The 13,405-nt window shown below is 63.2% G+C and carries 12 protein-coding genes; 2 read left to right on the top strand and 10 right to left on the bottom strand.

The features are described 5' to 3' along the window. Nucleotides 1-33 precede the first annotated feature (33 nt). The 8 genes from SxD43FB_RS04985 to SxD43FB_RS04950 all read right to left on the bottom strand — a co-directional run bounded on the left by SxD43FB_RS04985 (nt 34) and on the right by SxD43FB_RS04950 (nt 9,644). On the bottom strand, nt 34-2,358 hold the full coding sequence (locus tag SxD43FB_RS04985) for a DNA translocase FtsK (protein WP_096061246.1): 2,325 nt from the start codon (nt 2,356-2,358) through the stop codon (nt 34-36). 260 nt (nt 2,359-2,618) lie between these two features. Then, nucleotides 2,619-3,104, bottom strand: coding sequence for a GNAT family N-acetyltransferase (locus SxD43FB_RS04980; RefSeq protein ID WP_096061245.1), 486 nt, complete (start codon nt 3,102-3,104; stop codon nt 2,619-2,621). Then, nucleotides 3,101-4,009 (bottom strand): DMT family transporter, encoded by a 909-nt coding sequence (locus SxD43FB_RS04975; RefSeq protein WP_096061370.1) that lies wholly within the window; start codon nt 4,007-4,009, stop codon nt 3,101-3,103. Before SxD43FB_RS04975 ends, SxD43FB_RS04980 begins: the two co-directional genes overlap by 4 nt. A gap of 8 nt (nt 4,010-4,017) precedes the next feature. Then, nucleotides 4,018-5,178, bottom strand: coding sequence for a flavodoxin-dependent (E)-4-hydroxy-3-methylbut-2-enyl-diphosphate synthase (gene ispG / locus SxD43FB_RS04970; RefSeq protein ID WP_096061244.1), 1,161 nt, complete (start codon nt 5,176-5,178; stop codon nt 4,018-4,020). 179 nt (nt 5,179-5,357) lie between these two features. Beyond that, complete coding sequence (locus SxD43FB_RS04965; protein WP_096061243.1) at nt 5,358-6,656, bottom strand: outer membrane protein transport protein; 1,299 nt, start codon at nt 6,654-6,656, stop codon at nt 5,358-5,360. A gap of 389 nt (nt 6,657-7,045) precedes the next feature. Next, on the bottom strand, nt 7,046-8,419 hold the full coding sequence (locus tag SxD43FB_RS04960) for a phosphomannomutase/phosphoglucomutase (RefSeq protein WP_096061242.1): 1,374 nt from the start codon (nt 8,417-8,419) through the stop codon (nt 7,046-7,048). Further along, the gene (locus tag SxD43FB_RS04955; RefSeq protein WP_096061241.1) at nt 8,416-8,838 is read right to left on the bottom strand and encodes a molecular chaperone DnaJ; all 423 of its coding nucleotides are present in this window, start codon (nt 8,836-8,838) and stop codon (nt 8,416-8,418) included. Before SxD43FB_RS04955 ends, SxD43FB_RS04960 begins: the two co-directional genes overlap by 4 nt. Further along, a complete protein-coding gene (locus SxD43FB_RS04950; protein WP_096061240.1) occupies nt 8,838-9,644 on the bottom strand; it encodes a division plane positioning ATPase MipZ in 807 nt (268 codons plus the stop codon). The genes SxD43FB_RS04955 and SxD43FB_RS04950 overlap by 1 nt, the downstream gene beginning before the upstream one ends. 111 nt (nt 9,645-9,755) lie before the next feature. Here SxD43FB_RS04950 and panC point away from each other — a divergent pair, with 111 nt between their 5' ends. Further along, entirely contained in the window at nt 9,756-10,601 is an 846-nt protein-coding gene (gene panC, locus SxD43FB_RS04945) for a pantoate--beta-alanine ligase (protein WP_096061239.1), read from the top strand. Nucleotides 10,602-10,777: 176 nt separating this feature from the next. Here the strand turns inward: panC and SxD43FB_RS04940 are convergent, their stop codons facing one another. Together SxD43FB_RS04940 and hemE are read right to left on the bottom strand one after the other, a co-directional pair. Further along, nucleotides 10,778-11,218, bottom strand: coding sequence for a CopD family protein (locus SxD43FB_RS04940; RefSeq protein WP_069065635.1), 441 nt, complete (start codon nt 11,216-11,218; stop codon nt 10,778-10,780). Continuing rightward, entirely contained in the window at nt 11,218-12,273 is a 1,056-nt protein-coding gene (gene hemE / locus SxD43FB_RS04935) for a uroporphyrinogen decarboxylase (RefSeq protein ID WP_096061238.1), read from the bottom strand. The genes SxD43FB_RS04940 and hemE overlap by 1 nt, the downstream gene beginning before the upstream one ends. 296 nt (nt 12,274-12,569) lie before the next feature. Between hemE and SxD43FB_RS04930 the strand changes: the two genes are divergently transcribed. After that, nucleotides 12,570-13,397, top strand: coding sequence for a pyruvate, water dikinase regulatory protein (locus tag SxD43FB_RS04930; RefSeq protein ID WP_096061237.1), 828 nt, complete (start codon nt 12,570-12,572; stop codon nt 13,395-13,397). The last annotated feature ends 8 nt before the right edge of the window (nt 13,398-13,405 follow it).

The following is a 13,405-nucleotide window of genomic DNA, read 5'->3' as shown; positions in this document are numbered from 1 at the left end:
CGTTCCCTGCCGTTCAGCAACTTGTCTGAACCGTTATAGCGGATTGCCATTTTCGTCGCGCAGCACTTCGCGACGGCCGACATGGTTCGGCGGGCCGACCAGGCCTTCCTCTTCCATCTTCTCGATCAGGCGTGCGGCGCTATTATAGCCAACGCGGAGCTGGCGTTGCAGCCAGCTAGTCGAAGCCTTCTGATTCTCGAACACGAGCTGGCACGCCTTGCGGAACAGTTGCGCGTCGGGGCTGTCGTCGCCAAGGTCCACGCCGTCGAGCGCGAAACTACCTTCTTCGGGCTCTTCGGTCACCGCCTGGATATAATCGGGCTGGCCCTGCGCGCGCCAATGGTCGGCGACGACGCGGACTTCGTCGTCCGAGACGAACGGGCCATGGACGCGGGTCAACCCCTTGCCGCCGTGCATGTAGAGCATATCGCCCTTGCCCAGCAGCTGTTCGGCGCCCTGCTCGCCCAAAATGGTGCGACTGTCGATCTTGGACGTCACGAAAAAGCTGATCCGGGTTGGCAGGTTCGCCTTGATGACGCCGGTGATGACGTCGACCGACGGGCGCTGGGTTGCGAGGATCAGGTGGATACCGGCTGCGCGCGCCTTTTGCGCCAGCCGCTGGATCAGGAATTCGACTTCCTTGCCCGCCGTCATCATAAGGTCGGCCAGCTCGTCCACGACCACCACAATCTGGGGCAGCGGCTGAAAATCGAGCTGTTCCTCCTCATAGATGGGCTTGCCATTTTCAGGGTCGTAGCCGGTCTGGACGCGGCGACCGAGCGGCTTGCCCTTCGCCTTGGCGGCGCGGACCTTTTCATTGTAATTGGCAAGGTTACGCACGGAGATGGACGCCATCATGCGGTAGCGATCCTCCATCTGCTCGACCGCCCATTTGAGCGCGCGGATCGCCTTTTGCGGTTCGGTAACGACCGGCGAGAGCAGATGGGGAATGTCGTCATAGGTCGACAATTCCAGCATCTTGGGATCGATCATGATCAGCCGCAGCTGATCGGGCGTCATGCGGTAGAGCAGCGACAGGATCATGGCGTTGAGCCCGACCGACTTGCCCGACCCGGTGGTGCCCGCGATCAGCAGATGCGGCATGGGCGCGAGGTCGGCGATGATCGGTTCGCCGGAAATATTCTTGCCCAGGATGATCGGCAGCGTCCCTTCGCCGCCAAATTGTTCGCTGGTGATGAGTTCACGGAACGACACACCCTCGCGATGCGCGTTGGGCAGTTCGATGCCGATCACCGTGCGCCCCGGAATCGTCGCGACGCGCGCCGACAGCGCCGACATATTGCGGGCGATATCGTCGGCCAGCGCGATGACGCGGCTTGCCTTGATGCCGGGGGCCGGCTCCAGCTCATACATGGTCACGACCGGGCCGGGCCGGACCTCGACGATATTGCCCTTCACATGGAAATCATCGAGCACCGATTCGAGCAGCCGCGCATTGCGCTCCAGCGCGGCCTTGTCGATCTTGCCGCCCTGGTTGACGGGAATGGGATTGAGCAGGTCGGGCGAGGGTAGCGAGCTATGGCCGAACAGATCGTCCTGCGAGATCGGCGCCATCTGCCGCTGCGGCGCGGCGGGCTTGGGACTCTGGATCGTGATCGGCGGCTTGGGTTCGTTCGAGACCTGCTTGCGGGGCGCGATAACGCGCTCGGCCCCGTCCACCTCCGGTTCGATGTCGCTGCTGGTGCTGCCGACGCTCGGCAACGCCAGGGTCGGGCGGGGGAGCGCCAATTTGGGCAAGGATGGGCGGCGCAGGGCGATGATCGGCTTTTCCAACGCCAGGCTGCGATAGCAGGCGATGAGTCCAGCGATCAGCGTCATGACCACCAATATGCCGGTTATCCAGGGGGCAGCGGCGGGTGCCTGCGCCGTGAGACTGGCCACGCCCTTGGCCGTGACAAGACCGATCACTCCGCCCCAGCCCGCGGGCAGGCCGACCAGCGGATCATCCTGAAACAGCGACAGGGCAATGCCGATGAGGACGATGCCGAACAGGCATTTGCCGAACTGCCCCTTCCAGCTGCGCATATCCTGGTCGCCCCACATCCGGCGGGCAGTGACCGCCATCAGCGGCAAGATCAGCGCCACCGGCACGCCCAACAACCAGAGCAGGAAATCGGCGGTCCAGGCACCCGGCCCCTGCATGATGTTGGCGACATGATCACCCGCCACCGTATTCATCGACGGGTCACTGGGCGTATAGCTGAGTAGCGCCAGCGCCACGAACAGCGTCGCCAGCATCAGCAGGATCGCGCCGATCAGTGCGCCGCTGCGAAGCAGGCTGCGCTTGAGCATTTCGCGCCATTCCGGCGTGCGCTTCACGGTGCGGCTGACAGCCATGCTAAACCCTTGTCCCCCAAATGTTCCGTTTCGGCACAATGCGCCGGACCGCGAGTCCGCGTCAAGCCTGCGACCGATCGGCTCGTCCCGCCTTATCCGTAACAACCCTTATGGCAGGGGACGCGCCAACCGGCGCAAAAAGGACGGCAGAAAGGAACCTGTCCCATGTTCGCTACCTATTATCCCGCCCTGGTCGTCGTCTCCATGGCCGCCTTCGCCGCCGTCATGCTGTATGTCAGCATCGAGGATCGCCTGAAGAACTAACTGCGGGCCAACGCCTGCAACGACGCACCGTCGAGCCGCTGGATGGTCCATTCGTCCATCGGCACAGCCCCGATCGCGCGATAGACGGCGATGGCCGGTTCGTTCCAGTCCAGCACCGACCATTCCAGCCGGGCGCAGTCGCGTTCGACGGCCAGTTGCGCCAACCGGACGAGCAGCGCCTTGCCTGCGCCTGATCCGCGTGCGTCAGGGCGGACGAATAAATCTTCCAGATACAGGCCCGGTCGCCCTTCGAAGGTCGAGAAATTGTGAAAGAAGAGCGCAAAGCCGATGGCGTCGCCCTCCCGCTCCGCGATCAGCACTTCGGCCATGGGGCGAGCGCCGAACAGATAGCGGGCAAGCGTGTCGCGGTCCGTATTCACCGCATGAGCGAGTTTCTCATAGGCGGCCAAATCGCGGATGAACTGCAAGATAGTGTCGATGTCGCCCGGCTCGGCCGCGCGGATGAGGATGGTGTCGGTCATGCGGTTCCCGCTTCCACATGGGCCAGATCGGCCCGTTTCGTGCGCGCCGCGATAAGGCAGGCGACCACGATCAACAAGGCACCGGCCACCGTCGGCAGCGTGATCCGTTCACCGAATACCAGCCACCCCAGGATCGCCGCCCAGACGAACGCGCTATATTCGACCGGGATCAACCGCTGCGCTTCCGCCCGCGCATAGGCCCAGGAGAGGGCCGCGAGCGATGTGAAGGCGAGGGATGCTGCCAAAACTATGAGCGGAACAGCCGGGCGTGGCGGCAGGGCCAGCAGAAAGGGCGCGCCGAGCGCGAAGACGCCGAGCATCACCAGATGCTGAAAGAAAGCGACCTCGATCGGCGAGGCGACCTGCGCCTGTTGTCGTTGGATGATGAGGTTCCAGGCAAAGAGCACGGCCGACGCCAGCACAGCCCCCGCGCCCAGCAGCGCATCGGCATCATAGCGTCCCTGCAACCGTCCCGACAGGATGACGGCCACACCCACCAATCCCAGCAGCGATGCACCGATCGCGCGACGGCCAATCTGTTCCTTGAGCAGCAGGGCGGCAAGATAGAGCGCGATCAAGGGTGCGATGAACGACAGGGCGATCGCTTCGGCCAGCGGCATCCGCATGATCGCCCAGAAGAATAGCCCGGCCATCACCGCGACCACCGTGCCGCGCAGCAAATGGATGCGCAGGACCGCGCGCGACGGCCAGCGCTGGTGCGTGACCAGCATCAGCGCGAGGCCGAGCAGCGTTCCCGCGACCGCCCGCCAGAACAGCGCATTATAGAGGCCGATGCCAAGGCTAAGCCCCTTCATCGCCGCATCCATCACCGCAAACAGCGCCACGCCCGCGCAGCAGACGGCAAAGGGGATGGCGAAACCGACTGCGGGGCGCGACGCCCCCATGGCAGGCGTCACTCCGCCGCCTGCGCCTTGCCCGCGTCGGTCATTTCCGATTCCGCCTTCGCGGCTTCGATTTCGGCGGCCTTGTCCTCCACCAGTCGGACGATGTGGTCGACCAAGGCTTCGTCCTGCACCGTATGGTCGGTAATGCCTGACAGATAGACCATGTGCTTGCCATTGCCGCCGCCGGTCAGGCCGATGTCGGTTTCGCGCGCTTCGCCGGGGCCGTTGACGACGCAGCCCAAGACCGAGAGCGACAGGGGCGTGTGGATATGCTGGAGCCGTTCCTCCAGCGCCTGCACGGTGCGGATTACGTCGAAGCCCTGCCGCGCGCAGCTGGGGCAGGAGATGACCTTCACGCCGCGGGTACGGATGCCAAGCGATTTGAGGATTTCATAGCCGACCCGCACTTCTTCTTCGGGTTCCGCCGACAGCGAGACGCGGATCGTGTCGCCGACGCCGGCCCAGAGCAGGTTGCCGATGCCGATCGCGCTCTTGACCGTCCCGCCGATCAGACCGCCGGCTTCCGTGATGCCCAGGTGCAGCGGGCAATCGACCGCTTCGGCCAGTTGCATATAGGCCGCGACCGCCAGGAACACGTCGCTTGCCTTCACCGCGACCTTATATTCGTGGAAATCCTGGTCCTGGAGCAGCTTGATATGGTCGAGCGCGCTTTCGACCAGCGCTTCGGGGCAGGGTTCGCCATATTTTTCGAGCAAGTCCTTTTCCAGGCTGCCAGCATTGACGCCGATGCGGATGGCGCAGCCATTGGCCTTGGCGGCGTCGACCACTTCCTTCACTCGCGCCTGCGACCCGATATTGCCGGGATTGATCCGCAGGCAGGCGGCGCCCGCATCGGCGGCTTCCAGCGCGCGTTTATAGTGGAAATGAATGTCGGCAACGATCGGCACGCGGGCGGCGCGCACGATCTGCTTGAGCGCTGCCGTCGATTCCTCGTCAGGGCAGGAGACGCGGATGATGTCCACGCCTGCCTCTTCGCAGCGGCGGATCTGGTCGATCGTGCCCTTAATGTCGTGGGTCAGCGTGTTGGTCATGGTCTGGACGGTGACCGGCGCATCACCGCCGACCGGAACATTGCCGACCATGATCTGTCGGCTCTGCCGACGGGCAATATCGCGCCAGGGGCGCAGGCCGGGATTATGGTCGGACATGAAAAAGGGGCTCCGTGGTTACGAAGCCCCTATAGGGATGTTTGGTGACGGTTAGAAGCGTTGCCTTTTGGTGTTTCAGCCGAGCTGAAACGTGCCGCACCGGCCCGCACCCCCACCCGGCCTCCCATCCAGGATATTCTGTGGGAGGCCGGGTGGGGGTGCGGGCCGGTGCCGCTTCTTCAAAAACGCATCGTGAGCGATGCGGCGATCTGATCGGCATTGCCGCTCGTCTGCGCCCGCGTCGTGGCGGTGACGGTGGCCGGCGCTGGGAAATAGCTGTCCGGGCGGATGATGTTCGCCTTTTCCACGAAGGTATGCGCGTAGCTGAGGTTCAGCGCGAAGGACTGCGACAGGTTCCAGGTCGCGCCGCCGCTCAGCCAGACCCGGTCGCCATCAGGGACGCGGGTGGTCAGATGCTGCGGATTGGTCGGCGAACGATCGAACATCGTGCCCGCGCGCAGCGTCAGCTTGTCGTTGACGTCATATTCGCCGCCCGCGCTGACACTATAGGTATCGCTATATTCCAGTTCCTTGACCGATGTGCCGTTGGCGGCATTGATCGTGATCGCCTGCATCACCGACCAATTATACCAGCGCGCGGTCAGCATCGCGCGCAATTGCGGTGTCAGGCGGTGAGTCATCGACAGGGTGACGATATCGGGCAAGGTCAGCGGCGCGGTGGCGGCAAAGCTGCCGTTGGCACCGGCCAGCGGCCCGGCGAGGCCTGAAATCACCTGCTCGCCCTCAAGGCTGTGCTTCATGCGCGAGCGATAATGGACACCGAACTGGGTGTCACCCGCCCGGTAGAACAGCCCTGCATTCCAGCCGACCGACCAGTCGTCGCCCTCGACCGAGGCATGGCCATCGGCCAGCAGCGGCGAGAGTTGCGGCAGCGCGTTGGTCAGCGTCACCTTGACATATTGCACATCGACGCCGCCGCCGACGGACAGGTTGTCGGTCAGCTTATAGGCGGCCGATGGCTGGATATTATAGGTTTTGAGGTCGGTGTAGAGCGAGTCATAGCGCCCGAAATAGCCATCCTCATATTCCAGCTTCAGACCGAACGGTGCGTTGACGCCCAGGCCCACCCACAGCCGGTCGCTGACCTGGCCGGTGGCATAGAAGCTGGGGATGGGGATCACGCTTTCAAAGGCATTGCCGCCGTTGGTGCCGCTGACGGGCACCTGCGTCGTCACGCCGGGAATCGTGCGGGTGGTGCCGCGATTGGTCTGCTGCGCCTTGGCGAACAGCGCGATGCCGCCGACCGAGGTCTGGATGCCCGACAATTCGGTCATCGCGGCGGGATTGAAATAGACGGTCGAGGGGTCATCGCCCGCTGCCGCGCCGCCCGACAGGGCACGCCCGGTTTCCTTGGGCGATTGTTCCTGCAGATAGAAGCCCCCGGCCAGCGCCGGGACGGGCGCGGCGATCGCACCTGCGACAAGCAGGAAGGACGGGAGGCGGCGGCTGAACGACATGGCAGATCCTCTACGGCTATTTTCAACCTGCGCGGCCATATATGGCAAGGACGCGGGCTTTTGACGCAGGCCGCTTACCAACACTATGGTTAAATTCCAGTGTTTAGCGGTGAATATCCGGCAGGGTTTCGGTCCGTTTATGACGGCGATGCCGGCTGACGTTACGGCGAACGGGTGCGATAGCGCCATGGCGACAGCACAAAAAAAAGCCGCCCCGGAGGACGGCTTATAAAGTTTTAGGAGAGGATGCCTGAAAGGCCCGCTCCTTTTGCTGGGCCAACGCCTTTGTTGCAAATGCGAAACGGACATGTCTGATTGCGTTTCTTGCAATCGTTTGATCAGGCCTTTTATTCCGTAAGGGAAGCCAGGTCAGCGAAAAGCCGAATGGATCAGATTTTTACGCGATCCAGCCCGGACGCCACCAAGTGCGAATCGATTTCGGCGATCAGTCGCGCCAATCCGGCTGAATCGATGGATTCCGCGCGGGCCACCAGTGCCGCCTGCGTATTGGAGGCGCGCAGCAGCCACCAGCCATCGGCAGTGGTGACGCGCGCGCCGTCGATGGTTTGCATATCCGCGCCGCAAGCCGCCAAGCGCGCGCAAATCTCTTCGATCACGGCGAATTTGCGCCTGTCATCGACGGGAATGTGCAGTTCGGGCGTCGCGGCCATGACGGGCATGGCGCTGCGCCGGTCGGTGATGCTGCCCCCTGCCCCGCTTGCGGCGCGGATAAGCCGGATCGCGGCATAGAGACCGTCGTCATAGCCATAATAATCATCAGCGAAGAAGAGATGCCCGGTCATCTCGCCCGCGAGCAGCGCCCCTATCTGCTTCATTCTGGACTTGATATGGCTGTGGCCGGTTTTCCACATGTCGGGCCGTCCGCCCCGTGCCGTGATCCGGTCGAAGACGGTCTGGCTAGTCTTCACATCCGCGATAATCCGGGCACCGGGGTGCTTTTCGAGCAGATCGTCCACGAAGAGACCAAGCAACTGATCGCCCGCTATGGTGCGGCCCAGCCCGTCGATCACGCCGATCCGGTCGCCATCGCCATCAAAAGCGACACCGAAATCGAGCTGCTTGTCGAGGACGAGCGCGCGCAGATCGGCAAGGTTTGCCTCCACGGAGGGATCGGGATGATGGTTGGGAAAATTGCCGTCTATCTGGGTGAAGAGCCGATGATGCTCACCCGGCAGCAATTGTACGAGCGCATCGACCACGGGCCCGGCCGCGCCATTGCCCGCGTCCCAACCGATACGCCAGGCCCGGCCGTCAAAATCCTGCATCAACCGGGCGACATAGCGGTCCATCAGGGCGATCGTGTCTACCCGCCCTGCCCCGCCATCCCAATCGCCCGCCGCCGCCATCCGACCCAATCGCGCGATGTCCGCCCCGAAAAACGGCGCGTGTCGCTGTACCAGCTTGAAGCCATTTTGATCGCCGGGATTATGGCTGCCGGTTATCTGAATGCCGCCATCGACCTCGCACGTCATTTCGGCGAAATAGAGCATGGGCGTCGGGCCAAGGCCGATGCGCAGCACGTCGATGCCGCTGGCGGTCAGCCCGTCGACCAGCGCAGCCTCCAGCATCGGGGAACTGAGCCGCCCGTCATAGCCGACCGCGACCCGTGATCCCCCTGCCCGCGCGATGATGGTGCCAAAGCTGCGGCCCAAGGCCCAGGCGTCGGCAGCGTCGAGCGTTCGCCCCACCGTGCCGCGCAGATCATAGTCGCGCAGCAGCGTCGGGTCGAACCGATGGCTCATCCCTCTTGCCGGTCTGCCAGCAACAGGTCGCGCGCGGCATTGATCTGTGCCGCAAGCGCTTCGGTGCCACCCTTGTCGGGATGGACCGAGGCAATCAGGCGGCGATGGGCCGCGCGGATGGCGGCGGGATCGGCATCGGGACCGACTCCCAGCAAGGCGCGGGCCTGGGCGAGATCATCGATCCGGTGCTGCGGCGCGGCCGGTGTTGCGCGGGGACGGGGTTTATAGCGGCGCAACAGAAACAGTCCCGCGCCGATCAGCACTGGCGCGCCGATCACTGGCTTGCCCTTGGCCGCCAGCACCGCACCCACCAGCGCCGCACCAAGCGCCATGCCATCCTTCGCCGTCATGCGTTGCAGCCTCCCGGTCCAGATGAGCCAGCCGGCCAGGCCGACGAGCAGCAGCGCCAGCCAGCCCATCAGGCCGCGCCGAGCATGTCCACGGGCACCGCACCCGCATGCGTCGGCAGGGCAAGCCCCGACACCATTTCGCGCAATTCCTGGCGCGCGGCGATGTGGCTGACGCCCAGTTCGCCCAGATGCCCCTTGTCGAGCAAAGTCAGGCCAGAGGGGAAGAGTTCGCGGAAGATGACGCGCTCCGACAATCCGGGGATGACGCGGAAACCGACCCGGCGCGACAATTCCATCAGCGCGTCGCCGACCCGCTTCTTGTTGCGGGCGTCATGATGCTGGAGCCGGTTGCGCAGCACCACCCAGTCGATCGAGACACCATCGGCCTTGGCTCTGGTCTTGCGCGCTTCGAAGATGAGTTCGGAATAGAAGGACAGGCGACGGACCTTGAAACTTTCGGCATCGACCTGACCGATCAGGTCGAAATCGACAAAACTGTCGTTCATCGGCGTGACCAGCGTATTGGCGCGCGCGGCCATGTGGCGGGCGAAGACGTCGTCGCGGCCGGGGGTGTCGACGATCAGGAAATCCTTGTCCTGCGATATGGCGGCGACTTCGGCGTCCAGCGCTTCGATCGTGTCGCCTTGCAGCACCGCGAAATCTGGCGCGGGCAGGTCGATCTGACGGCGGCGCGCGGTTTCGGCGCGGTTTTCCAGATAGCGAGTGACGGTGCGCTGGCGCGGATCGAGATCGATCATGCCGACGCGATGGCCAAGCGCCGTCAGGGCGATGGCTGTGTGGACCGCTGTGGTCGACTTGCCCGTGCCGCCCTTTTCATTGGCAAAGACGATGAGATGCGGCGTTGGATTGCCCATTGGTCGCTTGATAACCCCGTTGATTGTCGCCATGATTCCTGGTGGCCGCCAAGGCCGCAGCCCAGCAGGTCGACCGCTTGTTCCCCTGCCCTTATCGGAGCCGTTCCCCCCGTGCAAACCCTGTCTGACCTGCCCGCCCTCCGCGCTGCCGTCGCGGGGTTGAAAGCCGACGGAAAGCCGTTGGCGCTGGTGCCGACCATGGGCGCTTTGCATGACGGGCATATGGCATTGGTGCAGGAAGCCAAGCGGCATGGGCGGCATGTCGTGGTGTCGATCTTCGTCAATCCCAAGCAATTCGGCCCGGCCGAGGATCTGGACGCCTATCCCCGGCGCGAGGCGAAGGATGCGGCGATGCTGGCGGCGGCGGGCGTGGACCTGCTGTGGCTGCCGCCGGTCGAAGTCATGTATCCGACAGGCTTTGCCACCAATGTCAGCGTGTCCGGGGTGAGCGAGGGATTGGATGGCGCGGCGCGGCCTGGCCATTTCGATGGCGTCGCCACCGTGGTCACGAAATTGTTCAATCAGGTCCGGCCCGACGTCGCGATTTTCGGCGAAAAAGACTATCAGCAACTGGCCGTGATCCGCCAAGCGAACAGCGACCTGGACATAGGTATCGATATTATCGGTTTGCCGACCCAGCGCGCCGAGGATGGCTTAGCGCTTTCCTCGCGCAATGCCTATTTGAGCGAAGCGGAGCGCAAGGCCGCGCTAGCGCTGCCGCGCGCCTTGGGCGAGGCCAAGCGGCTGATGGAAAAGGGCGAGAGTGTCGAATCCGCGACTGCCAAGGCCATGATTATACTGGAAAATCATGGGTTCTGGCCGATCGACTATGTGACGCTGTGCGATGCCGTGACGTTGGAACCCATGACGGTGCTGGACCGGCCGGCCCGGTTGCTGGGGGCGGCGAAGCTCGGCAAGACGCGGTTGATCGACAATATCGCGGTCGAGCCGAAATAGGATTTTCGATAGTTAGCTAACTATCTAATATGGCCATTTTGCTGGGTTTTGGAGCGTCATCACACCCTGCCTGCCGTTCGCCCTGAGCTTGTCGAAGGGCTTTTCTTCCGAAAGAAAAGAAGGGGGCTTCGACAGGCTCAGCCCGAACGGGGGTGGGTGGATTTTCAAGGGAAGGATCAGAACGGCTTGACGATCACCGCGATGACGATCACCGCCGCAGCCACGCCGGGGACTTCGTTGAGCAGGCGCAATTGGCGATCGGTCATCGTCCGCTGGCCCCTGGCGAGTTTCTTGGCATAGCTGGCGATCCAGCCATGATAGCCCGACAGGCCGAGGACGAAGAGCAGTTTGAGGTGAAACCAGCCAAAGCTCCACGCACCGATTTCGACCATCAGCATGAGGCCCAAGACCCAGACCAGAACCAGCGAGGGATTAAGGATGATCTTGAGCAACCGCTGTTCGCGGTCGATCCATTTGCGGTCCTCGTCCGAACCGACGGCGCATTCCTGATGATAGACGAAGAAGCGCGGGATCATGAACAGCCCCGCCATCAGGAAGATGACGAAGATGAGATGGGCAGCCTTCACCCAGAGATAGGCAGCACCAAGATAGGCCATCAGCGTTTTTCCTCCTGCCGCAAATAGCTAAGCAATGCTTCGACATGCGCAATGGGGGTGTCGGGCAAAATGCCATGGCCAAGGTTCATGATGTGGGGCCGGTCGGCGAAAGCGGCGCAGATATTGTCCACGGCCTGCTCCCCCGCCTGCCCGCCTGCAATGAGGGCAAGCGGGTCGAGATTGCCCTGCACCGGCATGCCCTTGGGTAGCACGCGGTTGGCCCAGTGCGGATCGACGGTTTCATCGACGCCGATCGCATCGACACCCGTGCCCGCCGCATAATCGGCGAGTTTCGCGCCGGCACCCTTGGGAAAGCCGATGATCGGGATAGTGGGGTGCAGCGCCTTCAATCGGCGCACGATTGCGGCATTGGGTGCGATGACCCAGCGTTCGAACTGGAGCGGGGCGAGGCTGCCGGCCCAGCTGTCGAACAATTGGACCGCTTCGACCCCGGCCTCGATCTGGCCGGACAGATAGGTGACGGTCGCATCGACGATCGCGTCAATGAGCGCACCAAAGCGGGCGGGATCGCCATAAGCGAGGCGACGGGCCGCGCCCTGATCCTTGCTGCCCTGGCCCGCGACCATATAGGTGGCGATGGTCCAGGGGCTGCCTGCAAAGCCTAGAAAGGTGACCGAGGGGTCCAGGGCTGCCTTCACCTGCCGCACGGTTTCGTAGACCGCCTCGAAACGGCTATAATCGGGTTTCAGGGTCGAGAGGTCGGTGTCGCTCAGGATCGGCGCGAGGCGCGGGCCTTCGCCGGTTTCGAACCACAGATCCTGTCCCATCGCATAGGGGACGATCAATATGTCGGAAAAGAGGATCGCGCCGTCGAAGCCGAAGCGACGTAGCGGCTGGAGCGTGACTTCGGCCGCGGCCGCGCTGTCATAGACGAGTTCGAGGAAGCCGCCTTTGTCGGCCCGAAGCGCGCGATATTCGGGCAGATAGCGCCCGGCCTGCCGCATGAGCCACATGGGCGGCACGGCAGGGCGTTCCCCCCGCAGGACGCCAAGGAGCGGCTTGGCCACGGGATCGGCCTTCGGGTCGACAAGCATCGGACTCTCTTCTCTTCTATTAAGATTCAAATAGGAATGTTGGAGATAGTAGGGGCGTTGGCAGCGGGGTTTATGCGTTGTGCCCGCTTTTGCCAACAGCTTGACTCCGATCCGCCCGGCCTTACCCGTCCGAGTCCCCTGACTTATCCCCGTTATCCACAGGTTGTTGAGGAAAAAGCGGGTCTGTTGGGGGCCTGTGGATAAGAGTCCGGGCAGCGTGGAACGAAAATCGGGGGTCCATTGCTCCCCATTTCGTCCCTTGCTTTATCCACAGCCTATGCACAGAGATATGGACCATGGCGCGCATCCATCTCCACCTGCTTTCGGACTCCACCGGCGAGACGTTGGAGAATATCGCCAAGGCGGCGATCGGTCTGTTCGAAAATGTCGATGCGATCCGCCATTTCTGGCCGATGGTGCGATCCGAAGTCCATCTCGACCGGATCATGGAGGAGATTTCCGCCAATCCGGGGCTGGTCTTGTTCACCCTGACCAACCACCCGTTGCGCAAGCGGCTGGAGACGCGCTGTCGGGCGCTCGGCCTGCCGCATGTCGCGGCACTTGATAGTGTAGCGGATGCGCTGTCCAACATATTGGGGCAGGAAACCCGCACGCGGCCGGGGCGCAAACATGTGCTGGACGAAGCCTATTTCGCGCGGATCGAGGCGATCCAGTTCACCATCGCCCATGATGACGGGGTGGGGCATGAAAATTGGGAAGAGGCGGACATCGTGCTGGCGGGCGTGTCACGCGCGTCCAAGACGCCGACGTCCATCTACCTCGCCAATCGCGGCTACAAGACCGCCAATATCCCGCTGGTGCCGGAATCGCCGCCGCCAAGCAATCTCTACAGCCTCAAACATCCGCTGGTCGTGGGGCTGACGGTCGGCCCCGAACGGTTGATTCAGATCCGCCGCAACCGGCTGCTCTCGCTCAACCAGACGCCCGAAACCGCCTATGTCGATAATGACAAGGTGCAGGAGGAACTGTCCTTTGCCAGACGTATGTTCGCCGACAATGGCTGGCCAGTGATCGACATGACCCGCCGGTCGATCGAGGAAGCGGCGGCGGCGATCATCAACCTGTTCAACGACCGGGAATTGGCGGAAGGCGACGCTTTATGAGGTTTTGG

The sequence above is a fragment of the Sphingobium sp. D43FB genome, from assembly GCF_002312805.1.
In the GTDB taxonomy this organism is placed as follows: domain Bacteria; phylum Pseudomonadota; class Alphaproteobacteria; order Sphingomonadales; family Sphingomonadaceae; genus Sphingobium.
The sequence above is the reverse complement of the archived record's forward strand: the minus strand, read 5'-3'. Positions and strand labels throughout refer to the sequence as shown.

What these genes read in the sequence shown, in the direction of transcription:
- SxD43FB_RS04985 (WP_096061246.1), bottom strand. Translation starts at nt 2,358, where the DNA reads ATGGCTGTCAGCCGCACCGTGAAGCGCACGCCGGAATGGCGCGAAATG.
- SxD43FB_RS04980 (WP_096061245.1), bottom strand. Translation starts at nt 3,104, where the DNA reads ATGACCGACACCATCCTCATCCGCGCGGCCGAGCCGGGCGACATCGAC.
- SxD43FB_RS04975 (WP_096061370.1), bottom strand. Translation starts at nt 4,009, where the DNA reads ATGGGGGCGTCGCGCCCCGCAGTCGGTTTCGCCATCCCCTTTGCCGTC.
- ispG (WP_096061244.1), bottom strand. Translation starts at nt 5,178, where the DNA reads ATGTCCGACCATAATCCCGGCCTGCGCCCCTGGCGCGATATTGCCCGT.
- SxD43FB_RS04965 (WP_096061243.1), bottom strand. Translation starts at nt 6,656, where the DNA reads ATGTCGTTCAGCCGCCGCCTCCCGTCCTTCCTGCTTGTCGCAGGTGCG.
- SxD43FB_RS04960 (WP_096061242.1), bottom strand. Translation starts at nt 8,419, where the DNA reads ATGAGCCATCGGTTCGACCCGACGCTGCTGCGCGACTATGATCTGCGC.
- SxD43FB_RS04955 (WP_096061241.1), bottom strand. Translation starts at nt 8,838, where the DNA reads ATGGGCTGGCTGGCGCTGCTGCTCGTCGGCCTGGCCGGCTGGCTCATC.
- SxD43FB_RS04950 (WP_096061240.1), bottom strand. Translation starts at nt 9,644, where the DNA reads ATGGGCAATCCAACGCCGCATCTCATCGTCTTTGCCAATGAAAAGGGC.
- SxD43FB_RS04940 (WP_069065635.1), bottom strand. Translation starts at nt 11,218, where the DNA reads ATGGCCTATCTTGGTGCTGCCTATCTCTGGGTGAAGGCTGCCCATCTC.
- hemE (WP_096061238.1), bottom strand. Translation starts at nt 12,273, where the DNA reads ATGCTTGTCGACCCGAAGGCCGATCCCGTGGCCAAGCCGCTCCTTGGC.
- SxD43FB_RS04930 (WP_096061237.1), top strand. Translation starts at nt 12,570, where the DNA reads ATGGCGCGCATCCATCTCCACCTGCTTTCGGACTCCACCGGCGAGACG.